Raw genomic sequence first — 18,478 nt, 5'->3', positions numbered from 1 at the left:
GGGGGTGTCTTGGGATCGGGATAAAACCCTCTGCAATCAATGGCATCGGGACCCATTTCCAAAACGACCGGCCTGCAAACGCATGCGTAACGGTTTTGAATCACTCGATCGACAAAAAAATGTCGCCTCTAAACCGTCTCGCTCTCCTCCCCTCCAGCACTTCTTCGCCCTATGTCGAAAAGTGAATGGAACTTTCCAAAACCCTGTTGATGCTCCAGAAGGCCAATAAAACAAAGGCTTTCGCATTGAACAATGTGCTGGATTTTTCAGGCCGCATAAGTTTTTTTTGGCATAGCCCTTATGAAAAATTTTTCTTAGCTACGCTTCAGGATGTTCTTAGCTCTGTTGTTACAGGCATGAAACGGTTTCATCTAAAAATATCGTCAAAAAAATGGCGACCGCTAAGCACCATCAGGAATCAGGGAGATGCACCCATGCGCGTTTTAACCCCCCTTTGCAGTGCGATTCTGCTGGCCATGGCCTGCGCTTCTCAGGCTCAGGCGATGTCATTGACCGAGGCGATCCAGAGCACCATTGCGACCCACCCGGAACTGGCGTCTCGGGTCGATGCCCGGCTCTCGGCCGACGAGCAGATTAAAGTCGCTAAAGGGGGCTTTTATCCATCGGTGGATTTGAACGCCGCCTACGGGCGCGGCTACAGCGATAACACCACCACCCGGTCGCGGGGCAATCACAACACCGAAATCCTCACCTACACCCAGTCGGAACTGCGCCTGCGGCAAATGCTGTTTGATGGTTTCAACACCGCCAACGAGGTCGCGCGCACCAAAGGCGTGTCCAACTCGCGGGCCTATTACGCTCAAGGCACCGCCCAGGACCTGGCCCTGCGCACCATCGAGGTGTACCTCGAAGTGCTCAAGCGCCGCGAACTGGTGACCCTGGCCAAGAACAATCTGCAAGCGCACATGCGGGTCAACGATCAGATCGGCCTGCGTACCCAGCGTGGGATCGGCAGCAACGCCGACGCCGACCAGTCCACCGCTCGCCGGGCACTGGCGCAAAACAACCTCGACACCGCCGAGGTCGATCTGGCCGATGCCGAAGCGAATTTCTACAGCGTTGTGGGGCGCATGCCCGATGAACTCGAAACACCGCCGTCGACCCGCGGCGAACTGCCCGCCACCCTGCCTGAAGCCCAGCAGAGCATGGTGGAAAACAACCCGTACCTGAAATCCGCCCAGGCTGACATCCAATCGGCCGAAAGCCAGTACGAAGTCGCCAAGTCGCCGTTCTACCCACGCTTCGACGCCGAAGCAGCGGTGGGCGCCAATAACAATGTGCAGGGCGATCAAGGCCACGACAACGAATGGCGAGTGGGCGTGGTGATGAACTACAACCTGTTCCGTGGCGGCAGCGACAAGGCCCGGCTGGCCTCCGATGCGCATCAGATCAACCAGGCGATGGACATCCGCAACAACGCATTGCGCCAGCTCAACGAGAACATCCACCTGGCCTGGAACGCCATGCAAAACGCCAAGAAACAAACCCCGACCGCCCGTGAATATGCCGAAACCACCACCCGTGTACGGGCGGCGTATCAGGATCAGTTCGGTCTCGGCCAACGGACTCTGCTCGACTTGCTCGACAGTGAAAACGAGCTCTACAACGCCAACCGCCGCTACACCGAAGTGCGCTACACCGAGGAGTTCTCGATGTACCGCGTGCTGGCGAACATGGGCCAGTTGTTGAGCAAGCAACGGGTGGTGCTGCCCGCCGATGCGATCGCCGCCACCGAAGTGAAAAACGAAGCGCGCTTGCCTGAACTCAAATGAAGTAACGCCGTGTAGGAGCGATCAATGTGACCAGCATGGAAACCGGCAACACGGGTGTCGATCCGCGTCTGAGCTTCGATGATCCGCTTCTGGACGGCCTGTTGATTCTCTGCAAACTCCACGGCGCGACGGTCAGTCGCGCCAGCCTGAGTGCCGGGCTGCCAATGGCACACCAACGCTTGAGCCTGGACCTGCTGCCCCGCGCAGCGGCCCGGGCCAGTTTGCAGGCGCGGGTGCTGCGCCGTGAACTGAAGGATATTTCCGCGCTCAACCTGCCGGTGATGCTGATCCTCAACCATGGCCGCTGCGCGGTCTTGCGCCGTTGGGGCGACGATGGTCAGGCGCTGATTCTGCCCAGCGAAGCCGACGGCGGAGAACAATGGGTGAGCACGGACGAGCTGGCCACCAACTACAGCGGCCAGGCCTTGTTCGCGCGGCCACGGCATGAACTCGAAGACTTGCGCGCGCCGCTGGTGCCGCGGGTCGAGGCGTGGTTTCGCGACACGCTGAAGCTGTCGAAATGGCTGTACAGCGATGCGATTCTGGCGAGTTTCCTGATCAACCTGCTGGGCCTGATGGTGCCGCTGTTCGTGATGCAGACCTACGACCGAGTGGTGCCGAACCAGGCCACTTCAACCTTGTGGGTGCTGTCGATCGGCTTGCTGATCGGCACCGGTTTTGAACTGGTGCTGCGGGTGGTTCGTGCACACTTGCTGGACACTGCCGGGAAGAAAACCGACGTGATTCTTTCGGCGACCCTGTTCGAACGCATCACCGGCATGGCGATGAAAGCGCGACCCGCAACCATCGGTGGTTTCGCCCAAAGCATTCATGACTTCCAGGGCCTGCGGGAGTTTCTCACCGCCGTCACGCTGACCAGCCTGATCGACATGCCCTTCGCTGTGCTGATGCTGGTGGTGATCGGCCTGCTCGGCGGCTGGCTGGTGGTGATTCCGCTGCTGGCCTTCCCCATCACGATTCTCTTCGCCATGGTGATTCAGGCGCGCCTGCGCGACACCGTGCAGAAGAGTCTGAGCCTCGGTGCCGAACGCCAGGCCCTGCTGATCGAAACCCTCGGCGGCCTGGAAACCCTCAAGGCCTGCAGCGCTGAAAGCGAGCGCCAGCACAAATGGGAAAGCACCCACGGCGCCCTCACCCGCCTCGACAGCCATGCGCGCAACCTCTCCGCGCTGGCCACCAACGGCACGCTGTTCATTCAGCAGTTCTCTGGCATGGCGACCATCGTCGCCGGGGTCTACAGCATCATCGCCGGCAACCTCAGCGTCGGTGCGCTGGTGGCAAGCTACATGCTCGGCAGCCGCGTGCTCGCGCCGCTGGGGCAGATCGCCGGGCTGATCACCCGTTACCAGCAAGCGCAACTGACCATGAAAAGCACCGATTCGCTGATGTCGTTGCCGCAAGAGCGCGACGCCAGGCAGCGGCCGCTGGAGCGCACGCAACTGCAAGGCGCCCTGGACGTCAGCGGCGTAACGTTCCACTACAACGGCCAGAGCGCGCCGGCCCTGGCCAACGTCAGCTTCAGCATGAAGCCGGGCGAACGGATCGGCATCATCGGTCGCAGCGGTTCGGGCAAAAGCACGCTGGCGCGGTTGGTGATGGGTTTCTACGCACCGGAAGAAGGCCAGTTGCTGCTCGATGGCCTGGACCTGCGGCAACTGGACGTCGCCGACCTGCGTCAACAGATCGGCTACGTCGCTCACGACCTGCCCCTGCTGGCCGGCAGCCTGCGCGACAACCTGACCCTCGGTGCACGCTACATCAGCGATGCCCGGATGCTTGAAGTCGCTGAGTTGACCGGCGTGACTGAACTGGCGCGTCAGCATCCGCAAGGGTTTGATCGGCCAGTGGGCGAGCGCGGTCAATTGCTGTCGGGTGGGCAACGGCAAGCGGTGTTGCTGGCGCGGGCCTTGTTGCTCGATCCGCCAATCATGCTGCTCGACGAACCCACCAGCGCCATGGACAACAGCAGCGAAGACCTTCTACGGCAGAAACTCCACGGCTGGGTCCAGGGCAAAACCGTGCTACTGGTCACCCACCGTACCTCGATGCTCAGCCTGGTGGATCGGTTGGTGGTGCTGGACAACGGGCGGATCGTCGCCGACGGCCCGAAAGAAGCGGTGATCGATGCATTGCGCAAGGGCCGTGTCGGCTCTGCGACGGTTTAGGAGCGCCCACTCGATGCCAATAGATACCTGTGGCGAGGGGGCTTGCCCCCGTCGGGTCGCGAAGCGGCCCCAAAGCCATTCACCCCGTTGTATCAGACAGATCGAGCTGGCAGGTTTACGACTGCTTCGCAGCCGAACGGGGGCAAGCCCCCTCGCCACAGGAGCTCCCTCGCCACAAGTTTGTGATCGGCCTTATTTCTCTTAACTGACGGGTATCGCCTCATGTCTGCTCAAACACCGGATTCAGCGGCCCGAAGCTACTTCGGCAGTTTCAGCAAAAGTGCCGAGAGCGAGTTCATGCCGGAAACCGCCGGCGCCTCGTTGCAGGATTCACCGCGCTGGTCGCGGATCACCGTGTGGCTGGCGGCGGCGCTGCTGATCAGCGCGCTGGTCTGGGCCAAATTCGCCGTGTTGCAGGAAGTCACCATGGGCGAAGGCAAGGCGATTCCGTCGAGCAAGATTCAGGTGATCCAGAACCTGGAAGGCGGCATCGTCACCGAGATTTTCGTGCGCGAAGGGCAAATGGTGAACAAGGGCGACACCTTGCTGCGCCTGGATGACACGCGATTCCTGTCGAATAAGGGCGAAAGCGAAGCGGACCGCTATGCCTTGATCGCGCAGGTCGAACGATTGTCTGCCGAAGCGGAAGGCCGGCCGTTCAAGCTGTCCCCGGAAGTCATCGCCAAGGCGCCGCAAGTGGCCGAGGACGAACGCTCGCTGTACGAACAACGCCAGCGCCGACTGGCCAGCGAACAGCGCACCTTGACCGAACAACTTCGGCAAAAAACCCAGGAGCTGGCGGAGTTCCGTTCCAAACAGGGGCAGTTCAGTTCCAGCCTGGCGCTGCTGCAACAAGAGATGAACATGTCGGCGCCGCTGGTGGGCACCGGGGCGGTGTCGCCGGTGGAAATCCTGCGGCTCAAACGCAGCGCGGTGGAAATCCGCGGCTCGTTGAACGCCACGACCCTGGCAATTCCCCGGGCGGAATCGGCGATCAACGAGATCAAAAGCAAGATCGACGAGTCCGAACAATCCTTCCGCTCGGACGCGGCGAAGGAGCTGAATGAAAAACGCACCGACCTGTCGAAAATCACCGCCACGAGCATTGCCATCGACGACCGTGTAACGCGCACCACCGTGGTGTCACCGGTTCACGGCATCATCAAAGTGCTGAAGGTTAATACCATCGGCGGCGTGGTCCAGCCGGGCAGCGACATGGTGGAAATCGTGCCCGTGGAGGACAACCTGCTGATCGAAGCCAAGGTCCGCCCTCAAGACGTGGCGTTCCTGCACCCGGGCCAAAAAGCCATGGTCAAGTTCAGCGCTTATGACTACACGATTTATGGTGGGTTGAGTGCCAGGCTTGAGTTGATCGGGGCGGACACCATCACCGATGACAAGGGCAACAGTTTCTATCTGATTCAGGTCAGGACCGACAAAAATCACTTGGGCGGGGATGTGAAACCGCTGCTGATCATTCCGGGGATGGTGGCGACGGTGGACATTATTACCGGTGAGAAAAGCGTGCTGGATTACCTGCTTAAACCGGTGTTGAAGGCACGGACCGAGGCGATGCGCGAAAGGTAGGTCTGACTCAATCCTGTGGCGAGGGGGCTTGCCCCCGTTGGGTCGCGAAGCGGCCCCAAAAACCATTCAACCCGGTTGTAACAGGTAAACCACGTTAGTCGGTTTTACGACTGCTTCGCAGCCGAACGGGGCGATGCGGCGTTCCGACAAGCCCCCTCGCCACAGGGAATCATTGCCCGTGATTCTTCTGATAGGTCTCCTCCCCCATCGCCGCAATCTGCCCCTCGATCAACGCCTCGAACGGCTTTAACAACGGTTCGAAACTGCTCGGTGCTTCGAGGGTCTGCAACGCCTGCACAATCGCCTCTACCGTCGACAACGCCCCAGGCCCAGGTGCCTTGCGCAAGCGATAACGCGACACCCCGCCCTCGGCCAGGGTCACTCTGGGCAACGCCGCCAGCAACGGATTGAGGTGCAGCATCTTGCGCGCCTTGCGCCACGTGCCGTCCGGAACCACCAGCAGCAGCGGCTTATCACTCGCGGTGTACGCCTGCATCGGCTGAGCATCTTCACCGGGAAACAACAGCCGCGCCTGATAACCCGGCTGACTCAACAACGCCGGCAAATCCTCAAACACCTCGCCGACGATCAGCTCGGCATTCTTGAGTCCCAACGCTGCCAATCGTGCGGTGTTCAATGCATGGTTCACTTCACTCGGATGCTGCAACAGCAACACCCGCGTGCGGCTATCCAGGCTTGGGATCAGCGGGCACAGGCAGTGAGTTTGCGGACGCAGGCAGCGCGGGCACTGGATTCTGGACATTTTCTTAAGCCTGATTGAGCTGTGCTTTGAGCAAATCACGGAAGGTCTGGATCAGCGGCTCGCGGCTACGGCCACGGCGCACGATCATCGAGAATGGCGCCTGATAACCGAACGTCGCCGGCAACAGCACACGCAAATCCCCCTTGTCGGCCCAGGCCTGGGCGTAGTGCTCCGGCAGGTAACCGATGTAGGCGCCGGACAGCACCAGAATCAATTGGGCCTCCATACTTTCCACGGTCGCCGCGCTGTGCTTGAAACCATGACGCGCCAGTTCGGCCTGGCTCCAATAGCCGCGACCGACCATACGCTGCTGGGTGATGACCTGCTCGGGGATGCGCCGCTCGTTGAACAGCGGATGACGGCTGCTGCAATACAGCCAGTGCTGTTCGCGGTAGAGCGGCATGTAGACCAGACCGCTCATACGCGTGGAAAAGGCACCGATGGCCAGGTCGAGGCGGTTGTCCTGCACGCCGAGTTGCAGTTCGTAGGGGCTCATGACCGAGAGATGCAAATGCACCGCCGGGTGTTCCTGGCTGTAGGCGCCGATAGCTTCGGCGAATGGCAAGGCCTTGTCGCTGACGGTGGAGTCGATCACCCCCAGGTTCAACGTGCCACGCAGTTCGCCTTTGAGGGCGGCGGCGTATTGTTCGAAACCTTCGAGTTCGGCCAACAGACGCAGGGTTTCCTGATGAAACAGCTCGCCCTTGCTGGTCAGGCTGAAACCACCGCGACCTCGATGGCAGAGCACCAGGCCGAGCGCCGCTTCGAGCTGGCTCATATAAGTGCTGATGGCCGACGTCGAGAGATTGAGCTCGTGCTGGGCGTTGGCGAACCCCTGATGGCGGACCACGCTGACGAAGATGCGCAATAGTTTCAGGTCGGGTAAAGCGTTGGCCATGGGGGGCTCCATTGCAAGGTAGTGCATGTTGCTTTTGTGGCGAGGGAGCTTTTGTGGCGAGGGGGCTTGCCCCCGTTGGGTTGCGCAGCAGCCCCAAAACCATTCACCCCGGTGCAATCAGACAGACCGAGTTGGCAGGTTTACGACTGCTGCGCAGCCGAACGGGGGCAAGCCCCCTCGCCACAGTGATCTCCCTCGCCACAAGGGTTCGGTGCATGGTGGGGAGTCTATCTTCCCGCCCGCCATTAGTTTAGAAAAATCTGAACTAAGTATTTGCCCGTAGCGATTCTTCCCGGCCACTGCATTTCGCAGAATCGGCCCACAGCGGTGCCCGTCTCTCCCCGAGCGGCTTACCTGCATAAATAAAACAACGACGATGAGGCCTTACCCGTGGACAAGATTCTTCACCAACCACTGGGCGGCAATGAAATGCCGCGCTTCGGCGGCATCGCCACCATGCTGCGACTCCCCCATTTGCCATCCGCTGCCGGCCTGGACGCTGCCTTTATCGGCATCCCGCTGGACATCGGCACGTCCCTGCGCCCCGGCACCCGCTTCGGGCCGCGTGAAATCCGCGCTGAATCGGTGATGATCCGTCCGTACAACATGGCCACCGGCGCTGCGCCGTTCGACTCGCTGTCGGTTGCCGACATCGGTGACGTGGCGATCAACACCTTCAACCTGCTGGACGCCGTGCGGATCATCGAAGAGGCCTACGACAATATCCTCGAACACGATGTGATCCCCCTGACGCTGGGCGGCGACCACACCATCACCCTGCCAATCCTGCGTGCCATTCATAAAAAGCACGGCAAAGTCGGCCTGGTGCACATCGACGCTCACGCCGACGTGAACGATCACATGTTCGGCGAGAAAATCGCCCACGGCACCACCTTCCGTCGCGCAGTAGAAGAAGGCCTTCTGGATTGCGACCGCGTAGTGCAAATTGGCCTGCGGGCTCAGGGCTACACCGCTGATGACTTCAACTGGAGCCGCAATCAAGGCTTCCGTGTGGTTCAGGCCGAAGAGTGCTGGCACAAATCCCTGGCGCCGCTGATGGCTGAAGTTCGCGAGAAAGTCGGCGACGGTCCGGTGTACCTGAGTTTCGATATCGACGGCATCGATCCGGCCTGGGCACCTGGCACCGGCACCCCGGAAATCGGCGGTCTGACGACCATTCAGGCGATTGAAATCGTGCGCGGCTGCCAAGGCCTCGACCTGGTCGGCTGCGATTTGGTAGAAGTCTCGCCAGCGTACGACACCACCGGCAACACCTCGCTGCTGGGCGCTAACCTGTTGTACGAAATGCTCTGCGTACTGCCAGGCGTGGTCCATCGCTGAGGATCGGTCATGAACGAACGTGATCAGGTACTCAATGCCGCCGCCGAACTGGTGTCGGCCTTTGCCCGAAACGATCGCGAAGCCTACTTCGGCGCATTCAGCATCGACGCCAGCTTCGTGTTCTACACCCTCGAGCAGCCCCTGCTGTCGCGCGATGCCTACCAGGCGTTGTGGGACAGCTGGCGTGCCGAGGACGGCTTCGAGGTGCTGTCGTGCACCTCGAGCAACGCCTTCGTCAGCCTGCAGGGTGACGTGGCGATTTTCATCCATGACGTGGCCACCGAGCTGCGCATGCAAGGGGAGCAACACTTCAGCCAGGAACGCGAGACGATTGTTTTCAAGAAACAGGCGTCTGGCCAAGAACAACAAGGCCTTTGGCTGGCCTGCCATGAACATTTGTCCGCAATGCCGGAAGGGCTGCCACCCCCTTAGCCAAACAGGTGACGCTCACGCACGATGAGCGCGCCTTTATGATCGGAGCAGATCATGAATAACAACAACAAAGACCAAAGCCTTACGCAAATTGAAACCTACGGGGTCGAGCAGATCCCGGACAACGAACGCACCGCAGGCCCGACGGACTTGTTCCGGATGATCTTCGGCGGTTCCAACACCTTCGCCACCGCCGTGCTCGGCAGTTTCCCGGTACTGTTCGGCCTGTCTTTTCAGGCGGGCGTCTGGGCGATTGTGCTGGGCGTGTTGCTGGGCTCGCTGATCCTCGCGCCGATGGGCCTGTTCGGTCCACTCAATGGCACCAACAACGCCGTGTCGTCCGGTGCGCACTTCGGCGTGCACGGGCGGATCGTCGGTTCGTTCCTGTCGCTTCTGACTGCTATCGCCTTCTTCTCGCTCTCGGTATGGAGTTCGGGTGATGCGTTGATCGGTGGTGCGAAACGCCTGATCGGCCTGCCGGAAACCGACCTGACCCTGGGCCTGGCCTACGGTCTGTTCGCGATCCTGGTGCTGACAGTGTGCATCTACGGCTTCCGCTTCCTGCTGTGGGTCAACAAGATCGCCGTGTGGAGCGCCAGCCTGCTGTTTCTGCTGGGCGTCTTCGCCTTCGCCGGTCCTTTCGATGTGAACTACGCCGGCAGCGTCAGCCTCGGTCAACCGGGTTTCTGGGCGGCTTTCATCGGCGCTGCGCTGGTGGCGATGAGTAACCCGATTTCCTTTGGGGCGTTCCTCGGTGACTGGTCGCGCTACATCCCGCGTGACACCTCCAAGCGCCGGATCATGGCTGCCGTGGTGATCTCGCAGATCGCGACCTTCATCCCGTTCCTGTTCGGCCTGGCCACCGCCACCATCGTGGCGATCAAGGCACCGGACTACATCGCGGCCAACAACTACGTCGGCGGCCTGCTGGCGGTGTCACCGAGCTGGTTCTTCCTGCCGGTGTGCCTGATTGCGGTGATTGGCGGCATGTCCACCGGCACCACGTCGCTGTATGGCACCGGGCTGGACATGTCCAGCGTCTTTCCACGGGTCCTGTCGCGGGTTAAAGCGACGCTGCTGATCGGTGTGATGTCGATTGCCTTCATCTTCATCGGGCGCTTTGCGGCGAACCTGGTGCAGAGCGTGTCGACCTTCGCCGTGCTGATCATCACCTGCACCACTCCATGGATGGTGATCATGATCATCGGCCTGCTGGTGCGTCGCGGCTTCTACTGCCCGGATGACCTGCAAGTGTTCACCCGTGGCGAAAAAGGTGGCCGCTACTGGTTCACCCACGGCTGGAACTGGCGTGGCCTGGGCGCCTGGATCCCGAGTGCCGCGGTCGGTTTGTGCTTCGTGAACCTGCCGGGGCAGTTTGTCGGGCCGCTCGGAGATCTGGCCGGCGGGATCGACATCAGCCTGCCGGTAACCCTCGGCCTGGCCTCGCTGGTGTACCTGACGCTGCTGAGCCTGTTCCCGGAATCGGCTGCGGTGTTCGGCCCCAACGATGCACGCAGCAAGGGCACGGATTCGCTCGGTAAACCGGCGATGCGACAAGCCGCCTGATTCAACTCGCAGAAATTGTGTCGAGGAGCTTTTGTGGCGAGGGGGCTTGTCGGAACGCCGCATCGCCCCGTTCGACTGCGCAGCAGTCGCAATACAAACAACCGGTTCTGACTGAAGAACCGCGCTATCAGGTTTTGGGGCCGCTTCGCGACCCAACGGGGGCAAGCCCCCTCGCCACAATTAAGTGTTCCATCGCATCACTGCTATTCAGCCTCACCATAAAAAAGACAATCGGAGACACGCCATCATGGCTTTGGATTTATTCGTCGTACTCATCTACGCCGCCGCGATGCTGATGCTCGGCTATTACGGCATGCGCAAGGCCAAGACCAACGAAGACTTTTTGGTCGCCGGTCGCAACCTCGGCCCGAGCATGTACATGGGCACCATGGCCGCCACCGTTCTGGGCGGCGCGTCCACCGTCGGCACCGTGCGCCTGGGCTACGTCCATGGCATCTCCGGTTTCTGGCTGTGCGCGGCACTCGGCTGCGGGATCGTGGCGCTGAACCTGTTCCTCGCCAAACCGCTGCTGAAACTGAAAATCTACACCGTTACCCAAGTGCTGGAAAAACGCTACAACCCGATGGCCCGCTCCGCGAGCGCGGTGATCATGCTGGCGTATGCGCTGATGATCGGCGTAGTTTCGATCCTGGCAATCGGCACCGTGCTGCAAGTGCTGTTCGGCCTGCCGTTCTGGGTCTCGGTATTGCTCGGCGGTGGCGTGGTTGTGATCTACTCTGCGATCGGCGGCATGTGGTCCCTGACCTTGACCGACATCGTCCAGTTCGTGATCAAGACCGTCGGCCTGATGTTCATCCTGTTGCCGATCTGCCTGTACCGCGTTGGCGGCTGGGATGAATTGGTGTTGAAACTGCCGGCCACTGCCTTCAGCTTCACCACGATTGGCTGGGACACCATCATCACCTACTTCATGATCTACTTCTTCGGGATCCTGATCGGCCAAGACATCTGGCAGCGTGTGTTCACCGTCAAGAGCGCCAAAGTGGCTCAGGTCGCCGGTACCTTCGCAGGCTTCTACTGCATCCTTTACGGCCTGGCCTGCGCCCTGATCGGCATGGCCGCTCACGTGCTGATCCCGGACCTGGACAACGTCAACAACGCTTTCGCCGCCATCGTCAAACTGTCCCTGCCGGACGGTATCCGTGGTCTGGTGATCGCCGCGGCCCTGGCGGCCATGATGTCCACCGCCAGCGCCGGCCTGCTCGCCGCTGCCACCACACTGACCGAAGACCTGCTGCCGAAACTGCGTGGAGGCAAACAGTCGAGCCTGGGCATGAACCGCCTGTTCACCCTGTTGACCGGCATCGTCGTACTCGGCATCGCTCTGGTCGTACATGACGTGATCAGCGCGCTGACCCTGGCTTACAACCTGTTGGTGGGCGGCATGCTGATCCCGCTGATCGGCGCCATCTTCTGGAAACGTGCAACCACCGCCGGCGCCATCGCCAGCATGGGCCTGGGCTTTGCCACTGCGCTGCTGTTCATGATCAAGGACGGTATGGACGCCAATACTCCGATCTACTACAGCCTCGGCGTGGGCCTGGTGAGTTTCGTGGTGGTCAGCCTTCTGTCCCGTCGCCCGGCCCTAGTGGCGAGCGCTGCCTAAGATTTCTATAACGACCTGATGCTTTCTTCGGCGGGTGTGGCGTCGGTTGCCACACCCGTTTTTTTTCGCCTGAAGGAATTTGCCCATGAAGATCGTCAGCCGCGATCAGTGGTTCGAGGTCAAACAGCTCAGCGACGGTATCCGCCTGATTCACGAGCCGTACATTCGGCCTTTTTACCGCTGCAACCTCTGGCACATTCAGGGCCGCGACAAGGACTTGCTGCTGGACAGCGGTTCCGGGCTGGTCAGCCTGCGCGAGCAATTGCCGTGGCTCACCGAACGACCGCTGGTAGCGGTGGCCAGCCATTGCCATTTCGACCACATCGCCGGCCATCACGAGTTCCCCGAACGGCTGGTGCATCCGGCCGAAGCGCAGATCCTCGCCGAGCCCGATGGCGACAACACCCTGAGCAAGGCTTTCGTCGGTGACGACATGTTCGAGGCTCACCCCGACGGCCCATTGTGCTACGCCGAATACCGGGTCAAAGCTGCGCCGGCCACCGGTTTTATCGAAGACGGCGACGTGCTCGATCTCGGTAATCGGGTCCTGCAAGTGCTGCACACGCCGGGTCACTCACCGGGTGGCATCAGCCTGTATGAAGCGGCGACTGAAACCCTGTTCAGTGGCGACATCATCTACGACGGGCCGCTGATCGAAAACGCCTACCACTCCAACCTCGACGACTACGCCCGCAGCCTGCAACGCTTGCGCGCGATGCCGATCCGCACGGTGCACGGCGGGCATTTCGGGAGTTTTTCCGGACAGTATCTGCGCTCGATGATTGACGAGTGGCAGCGCCGACACGCCTGAAGCCTGCTGTACTCAGCGTCAGGGACCTCATAACGTTCTCGAAGAAGGACCTCATGACAAGAGCCGCCGTTCGTGCCGCCGTGCATCGTCGCATCCGCCGCCTGCTGGAAAACCAGGATGACTTCGACGACAACACCAACCTGATGCAGTTGGGATTGGACAAAGAGGATATTGAAGAGCTGATCTTCCGTCTGGAGGATCAGTTGGGGTTGACGGCGTTTACCGCCGAAGAAGACCGGATACTCAAGACTGCCAGGACGGCGAATGACTTGACCCGGTTTTTGATTGAGATTGGGCGGTATTGAAACGGATTGCTAAATACATCCGATGGGCCGAACGAACCTCTGTGGCGAGGGAGCTTGCTCCCGCTCGATTGCGCAGCAATCGCAAGCTGCACTCGCGCTCAACCTGACCCACCTGAGTGGCGATGAATGGGGCCGCTGCGCACCCCAGCGGGAGCAAGCTCCCTCGCCACAGGTGATTTTCCAGACTTACCGACGGCGCTGCTGGCGGCGACGTTGTTCGTCATCAGTGCGAATTGGCACCGGTTGCAGAGGCGGTTCAATCAAACCGAGTGCGACACCCAGGTCATGCAGCCAGTTTTGGATTTTCTCTTTCATGATGCCCCCCTTCAGGGTCGTGCCGAGCGGCCGAAGTTCTGTAGCCCCTTCGCACTGATAATAGTCCGAAGTCCTACGCAATGCTCGCTCAAGATCGCAATGATCTGTTACTGAATTGATCCAAATCCTTGGACGTTCGTTCAAACATTTGCCTGGGCCTGGACCGTTGCCGACGGATACACCGCCTGTTGCTGCTCGATCCATGCATTCAGGTTGGCCCCGACCATGCCTTTGCGCCACATCAACCAAGTGGTCGCGCTGGCGAACGGCTCGGCCAACGGGTGCACCGCCACGCTTTCACGCCCCGGCAGACTGGCGAGCATCGACTCCGACATCAGCGCCACGCCAGAGCCGGCAATCACGCAGGCCAGCATTCCTGGATAAGACTCGATCTCCATGGCCCGGCCCATCGCCGCATGGTCATGGGCAAACCAGGCTTCCAGGCGCATCCGGTAGGAGCAACCCTGGCGAAACGTGAACACCGAACGCCCTTCGACATCCAGCGCACTGCGCACCGGTGGATGATCGGCCTCGCTGATCAACACCAACCGTTCGTCGCACAACGGCACGCCGTCGAGCCCGGCCAGTTCCAGCGGGCCGTCCACCAGCGCCGCATCGAGGCGCCCGGTGAGCAGCCCTTCGAGCAGTTCACCGCTGGGGCCCGACTGTACTTGCAGGTTCACCGCCGGGTAGCGGCGGTGATAACGCGCCAACAGCTCTGGCAAGTGAATTGCGGCGGTGCTGTACATGGTGCCCAGTACGAAATCCCCGGCCGGTTGCCCGCCCTGCACCGCCGCGTGGGCTTCGTCGTGCAAGGCGAACAGCTTGGCCGTGTAGTCCAGCAGGACTTTTCCCGCAGGCGACAACTGCAAACGCTGACGCTCACGCACGAACAGTTCGACACCGAGTTGCTCTTCGAGCTGTTTAAGCCGGGTCGACAGGTTGGAGGGCACGCGATGCAGGCGTTCGGCGGCTCGGGTAATGGAACCCTCCTCCGCCACTGCCTGGAAGATCCGCAATTGGCTGAATTCCACGCCATTCTCCAAATAAGAACAAGTTTCTCACTATTATTCATTTTTAAAGAAAGTCAATCAGTCCTAGCCTGACGGTCATTGATCCTCGAAACGGAACTCAGACCATGTCCCCGCTGATTCGCTTAACCGCCAGCTTTGTCGCCCTGATGATGGCCATGGGCATCGGGCGTTTCGCCCTCACCCCACAACTGCCGCACTTGCTCAGTGAGGGTCAGATCGACCTGACTGCCGCCGGTCTGATTGCCGCCGCCAACTACCTCGGCTACTTCGTCGGCGCGGTGGATGCGATGTTCGCCCGTCGCCCCGATCAGGTTCGCAGGCGCCTGCTCGGCGGTTTGTGGTTGTGTGTATTGCTGACCCTGGCCTCGTTCTGGGCCAACGGGTTCTGGGCGCATCTGGCGCTGCGTTTCGGCACGGGCGTGGCCAGTGCCTGGGTGCTGGTGATGATTACCGCGTTGAGCCAACCGCTGGCAGCGGCGGCCGGTCGTCCGCGACTCGGCGCCTTGGTGTTTGCCGGTCCGGGGTTGGGGATTTTTCTGACAGGGTTGTTGGCCTTGGGCTCGAACCTGCTGGGGCAGACGTCTGCGACCTTATGGTTGGTGTATGCCGCTGTCGGGCTGGTGATGCTACTGGGGATTCTGCCGTTCCTGCCGCAACCGGCGGCCCCTTCTACAGCGACACCGCTTGCCGCCACGTCGATCAACCAAGGCGTCGGACGTTTGCCGGTGATCTATGGGTTGTACGGTTTGGGCTACATCATCCCGGCCACTTTCCTCTCACAAATGGCCAGCGCGCAGTTCCATGGGCAATGGCAAGCCGATCTGTTCTGGCCGTGCTTTGGTCTGGCGGCGGCGACCGGGGTCGTGTTGGTGAGCCTGCGTCGGCACAACCCGAACGCAACTCGTCATTGGCTGATGGCGACGCTATGGCTACAGGCCGCCGGGGTGTTTGCTTGCCTGTTGGGCAGCGGTGCCGGCCTGGCGCTGGGGGTGATCCTGTGTGGCGGGCCATTCCTGGCCTGCATGCAACTGGTGATGCAGCGCTCCCGGGAACTGGCGCCCCACGCCACCCAGCGCAACGCCGGGCTGCTGACCGCGTGCTTCGCCGTGGGTCAGCTCAGCGGGCCGTTGCTAGCCGCGTTGAGCAGCCATTTCAGCGGTGGCTTGCAACCCGCGCTGGTGATCGCCGGCGGCGGTTTTATCATTGCCGCAGGCTTGTTGCTGCGCCCGATCAGGGTTGCCCAAGTGCTTTGCGCAAACGACGGCGCACCCACTGCTCTGCGCTCACAAAAGTGATCCCGAGCAAAACCAGTACCGCGCCGATCACAAAGTTCAGGCTCAGCTCTTCACCCAGCAGCACCACGCCGAACGTGACGCCGAACAGCGGCGTCATGAACGAAAACACCGCGAGGTTCGCCGCCAGGTAACGGCGCAGTAGCCAGAACCACGTCAGATAACTGAAGAACGACACCACCAATCCCTGAAACAGCACGCTGGCCACCGCCACCGTGGTCAGGCTGACATGGGTGACCTGACCACTGAGGATCGCGATCAGCAGCAGGCCGACGAAGCCGACGATCAGTTGATAAAACAGCGTCAGGGTCACCGGCGCTTCCGACAGACGCGAGGCGCGCACCACTACAGTGGTCGCGCCCCACGACGCGCCGGCCAGCACACCCAGGGCATCACCCATCAACATGCGGTGGTCAAGGTTGTCCCAGGACACCCCACCGGCAAACGCAATGGCAATGCCAATGAACGCCAGAAAAATCCCCAGCCACTGCACCGGTCTTAAACGCTCACTCGGCAGCAGCCAATGCACGCCCAACGCGGTAAAGATCGGCGCGGTGTAGAGAAACACCGACATGTGCGCCGCCGTGGTCAGTTGCAGACCTTCGGCAATGAAGAAGAACTCCAGGCCAAACAACGCGCCGGCCAGCAAGCCGCCGCGCCAGGTAGTCCCGACCTGATCCCAACCGCCCTTCCAGCAGATCAACAATCCTACAAGCAACGCGGAAATACCTGAGCGCCCCGCCGCCTGCATGACCGGTGCGATGTCGGGCGCGGCCCATTTGATCATCACCTGCTGCACACCCCAGATCAGGCACAGCCCGACCATCACTTGCAGGGCAAACCCATCGGCGCTACGCCGGGTGGCGCTCACCGGAACACCTCGACAACACAATCCATGGCAGTGACTCGACAGTAAAAGCAAAGCCCCGGCCTTCCTGCTGAACAGAGGGTGCCGGGGCGAAAAATTATGCTGTCGATTATTAACCAGATGGACAGAAAAAGGTGTCTGCAAAAGACCTTTAAATCGCCACGTACGTCATCCAGCGATGACCAGCGCCGCCGATTGCTGTGCCTGCTCACGCCTGGCCAGCGCGAAGTACAGGACGCCGCCGAGGAAGCAGCCGGTGAACCAGGCGAAGTTGGCCATCGGCTGCAACACCGGGATGAAAGTGATCGCAACGCCCATCAGGGTGGCAGGAATCAACGCCTTGACCGCCGTCCAGTTGATCCCGCCGCTGTAGTAATAACGCCCGCTCGGGCCGTCATTGAACAGCGCATCGACGTCGATCTGCTGCTTTTTGATCAGGTAGTAATCCACCAGCAGAATCCCGAACAGCGGGCCGATGAACGCCGCCAGCACGTCGAGGGTGTAGTGAATCACCTCTGGGTTGTTGAACAGGTTCCACGGGGTGATGAAGATCGATGCCACGGCGGCAATCATGCCACCCGCACGCCAACTGATTTTGCTCGGGGCGACGTTGGCGAAGTCGAACGCCGGGGACACAAAGTTGGCGACGATGTTGATGCCGATGGTCGCGGTGACGAAGGCAAAGGCGCCGAGCAGCACCGCCACGCTGTTGTCGATGCGCGCCACGGTGGCGATCGGGTCGTGAAGCATTTCACCGAACACTGGCAAGGTGCCGGAAACGATCACCACGGTCACCAGCGAGAACGCCAGAAAGTTTACCGGCAGCCCCCAGAAATTGCCGCGACGCACGTCATTCATGCTGCGGCAGTAGCGGCTGAAATCGCCGAAATTCAGGGTCGGACCGGAAAAATACGACACCACCAATGCCGTTGCCACGATTACCTGGCCAAAGGCTTCCCAGCCAGACAAGGACTTTTCCGCCAGGGTGAAACTGATGTTGCTCCAGCCGGCTTGCCAGACGATCCAGCCGGCGAGCAGGAACATCACGCCGTACACCACGGGGCCGGCCCAGTCGATGAAGCGGCGAATCGATTCCATGCCAGTCCAGAACACCAGCGCCTGGACGAACCACAGGCTGAGGAAACCGAACCAGCCGAGGTAGGACAAACCGGCAAAGTGCGGTTCGGCGTAGGTCGCCATCGAAGGAAAAAACCGTAGCACGACGATGATGAGTGCACTGGACGCCAGGTACGTCTGAATCCCGTACCAAGCCACCGCAATCAAACCGCGGATGACCGCAGGAATATTCGCCCCGAACACCCCAAACGCCAGTCGGCAGATCACCGGGTAAGGCACCGCGGCTTGCTGACTCGGCTTGGCCACCAGGTTGGCGATCAACTGCACGATGCAAATCCCGCCGAGCAAGGCAATCAACACCTGCCAACTGGCCAACCCCAGCGCAAACAGGCTGGCGGCGAACACATAGCCGCCGACGCTGTGCACGTCGCTCATCCAGAAGGCAAAGATGTTGTACCAATTCCATGTCTGCGGCAGCGGCCCCAGGTCCTGGTTATACAGGCGCGGGCTGTAGCCATTGGGCAATTGTTCGGTCATCGCGGGGCTCCTCGAAAGTACAGGCGCGGCCCCCGAGATGGGTGTG

16 protein-coding genes are annotated in these 18,478 nt (G+C 60.9%); 10 read left to right on the top strand and 6 right to left on the bottom strand.

The features are described 5' to 3' along the window. Nucleotides 1–434 precede the first annotated feature (434 nt). The 3 genes from AC1RL4_RS18340 (at nt 435) to AC1RL4_RS18330 (ending at nt 5,566) form a co-directional block, all read left to right on the top strand. On the top strand, nt 435–1,793 hold the full coding sequence (locus tag AC1RL4_RS18340) for a TolC family outer membrane protein (protein WP_019580761.1): 1,359 nt from the start codon (nt 435–437) through the stop codon (nt 1,791–1,793). Nucleotides 1,794–1,819: 26 nt separating this feature from the next. Further along, nucleotides 1,820–3,979: a type I secretion system permease/ATPase gene (locus tag AC1RL4_RS18335; protein WP_204124876.1), complete on the top strand. Its 2,160-nt coding sequence runs from the start codon at nt 1,820–1,822 to the stop codon at nt 3,977–3,979. A gap of 222 nt (nt 3,980–4,201) precedes the next feature. Beyond that, nucleotides 4,202–5,566, top strand: a complete 1,365-nt coding sequence (locus AC1RL4_RS18330; protein WP_096479693.1) for an HlyD family type I secretion periplasmic adaptor subunit — start codon at nt 4,202–4,204, stop codon at nt 5,564–5,566. A gap of 169 nt (nt 5,567–5,735) precedes the next feature. On the opposite strand, the gene AC1RL4_RS18325 is transcribed toward AC1RL4_RS18330, so the two are convergent. Together AC1RL4_RS18325 and AC1RL4_RS18320 are read right to left on the bottom strand one after the other, a co-directional pair. Continuing rightward, on the bottom strand, nt 5,736–6,329 hold the full coding sequence (locus AC1RL4_RS18325) for a tRNA-uridine aminocarboxypropyltransferase (protein ID WP_230174881.1): 594 nt from the start codon (nt 6,327–6,329) through the stop codon (nt 5,736–5,738). 4 nt (nt 6,330–6,333) lie between these two features. Next, entirely contained in the window at nt 6,334–7,227 is an 894-nt protein-coding gene (locus AC1RL4_RS18320) for a LysR family transcriptional regulator (RefSeq protein WP_007938472.1), read from the bottom strand. Between the two features lie 390 nt (nt 7,228–7,617). Here AC1RL4_RS18320 and speB point away from each other — a divergent pair, with 390 nt between their 5' ends. The 6 genes from speB (at nt 7,618) to AC1RL4_RS18290 (ending at nt 13,309) form a co-directional block, all read left to right on the top strand. Continuing rightward, complete coding sequence (speB, locus tag AC1RL4_RS18315) at nt 7,618–8,568, top strand: agmatinase (protein ID WP_007942156.1); 951 nt, start codon at nt 7,618–7,620, stop codon at nt 8,566–8,568. Between the two features lie 9 nt (nt 8,569–8,577). After that, nucleotides 8,578–9,000, top strand: coding sequence for a YybH family protein (locus AC1RL4_RS18310; protein ID WP_018929906.1), 423 nt, complete (start codon nt 8,578–8,580; stop codon nt 8,998–9,000). A 54-nt stretch (nt 9,001–9,054) separates the two neighbouring features. Next, on the top strand, nt 9,055–10,566 hold the full coding sequence (locus tag AC1RL4_RS18305; protein ID WP_019648047.1) for a purine-cytosine permease family protein: 1,512 nt from the start codon (nt 9,055–9,057) through the stop codon (nt 10,564–10,566). A 247-nt stretch (nt 10,567–10,813) separates the two neighbouring features. After that, nucleotides 10,814–12,193, top strand: coding sequence for a sodium:solute symporter family protein (locus AC1RL4_RS18300; RefSeq protein WP_019580767.1), 1,380 nt, complete (start codon nt 10,814–10,816; stop codon nt 12,191–12,193). 85 nt (nt 12,194–12,278) lie between these two features. Then, nucleotides 12,279–13,004 carry an MBL fold metallo-hydrolase gene (locus tag AC1RL4_RS18295; RefSeq protein WP_096479690.1) on the top strand — a complete coding sequence of 242 codons (726 nt, stop codon included), beginning with the start codon at nt 12,279–12,281 and terminating at the stop codon, nt 13,002–13,004. A 53-nt stretch (nt 13,005–13,057) separates the two neighbouring features. Beyond that, the gene (locus AC1RL4_RS18290) at nt 13,058–13,309 is read left to right on the top strand and encodes a phosphopantetheine-containing protein (protein WP_026345692.1); all 252 of its coding nucleotides are present in this window, start codon (nt 13,058–13,060) and stop codon (nt 13,307–13,309) included. Nucleotides 13,310–13,495: 186 nt separating this feature from the next. Here the strand turns inward: AC1RL4_RS18290 and AC1RL4_RS18285 are convergent, their stop codons facing one another. Both AC1RL4_RS18285 and ptrR read right to left on the bottom strand, forming a co-directional pair. Next, the gene (locus AC1RL4_RS18285) at nt 13,496–13,624 is read right to left on the bottom strand and encodes a PA1414 family protein (protein WP_007914492.1); all 129 of its coding nucleotides are present in this window, start codon (nt 13,622–13,624) and stop codon (nt 13,496–13,498) included. Between the two features lie 140 nt (nt 13,625–13,764). Next, nucleotides 13,765–14,658, bottom strand: a complete 894-nt coding sequence (ptrR, locus tag AC1RL4_RS18280; protein ID WP_019648044.1) for a putrescine utilization regulator PtrR — start codon at nt 14,656–14,658, stop codon at nt 13,765–13,767. A 104-nt stretch (nt 14,659–14,762) separates the two neighbouring features. Here ptrR and AC1RL4_RS18275 point away from each other — a divergent pair, with 104 nt between their 5' ends. Next, the gene (locus AC1RL4_RS18275) at nt 14,763–15,953 is read left to right on the top strand and encodes an MFS transporter (protein ID WP_230174883.1); all 1,191 of its coding nucleotides are present in this window, start codon (nt 14,763–14,765) and stop codon (nt 15,951–15,953) included. Here AC1RL4_RS18275 and AC1RL4_RS18270 read toward each other — a convergent pair. Both AC1RL4_RS18270 and AC1RL4_RS18265 read right to left on the bottom strand, forming a co-directional pair. Beyond that, nucleotides 15,889–16,821, bottom strand: coding sequence for a DMT family transporter (locus tag AC1RL4_RS18270; RefSeq protein WP_028939950.1), 933 nt, complete (start codon nt 16,819–16,821; stop codon nt 15,889–15,891). The genes AC1RL4_RS18275 and AC1RL4_RS18270 overlap by 65 nt on opposite strands. A 165-nt stretch (nt 16,822–16,986) precedes the next feature. Then, the gene (locus AC1RL4_RS18265) at nt 16,987–18,432 is read right to left on the bottom strand and encodes an NCS1 family nucleobase:cation symporter-1 (RefSeq protein WP_028939949.1); all 1,446 of its coding nucleotides are present in this window, start codon (nt 18,430–18,432) and stop codon (nt 16,987–16,989) included. Nucleotides 18,433–18,478 lie beyond the last annotated feature (46 nt).

This window comes from Pseudomonas sp. GW822-FHT07A10 (genome assembly GCF_058798795.1).
Note: the sequence above shows the minus strand (reverse complement) of the source record. Positions and strands in the feature narration are given on the sequence as shown.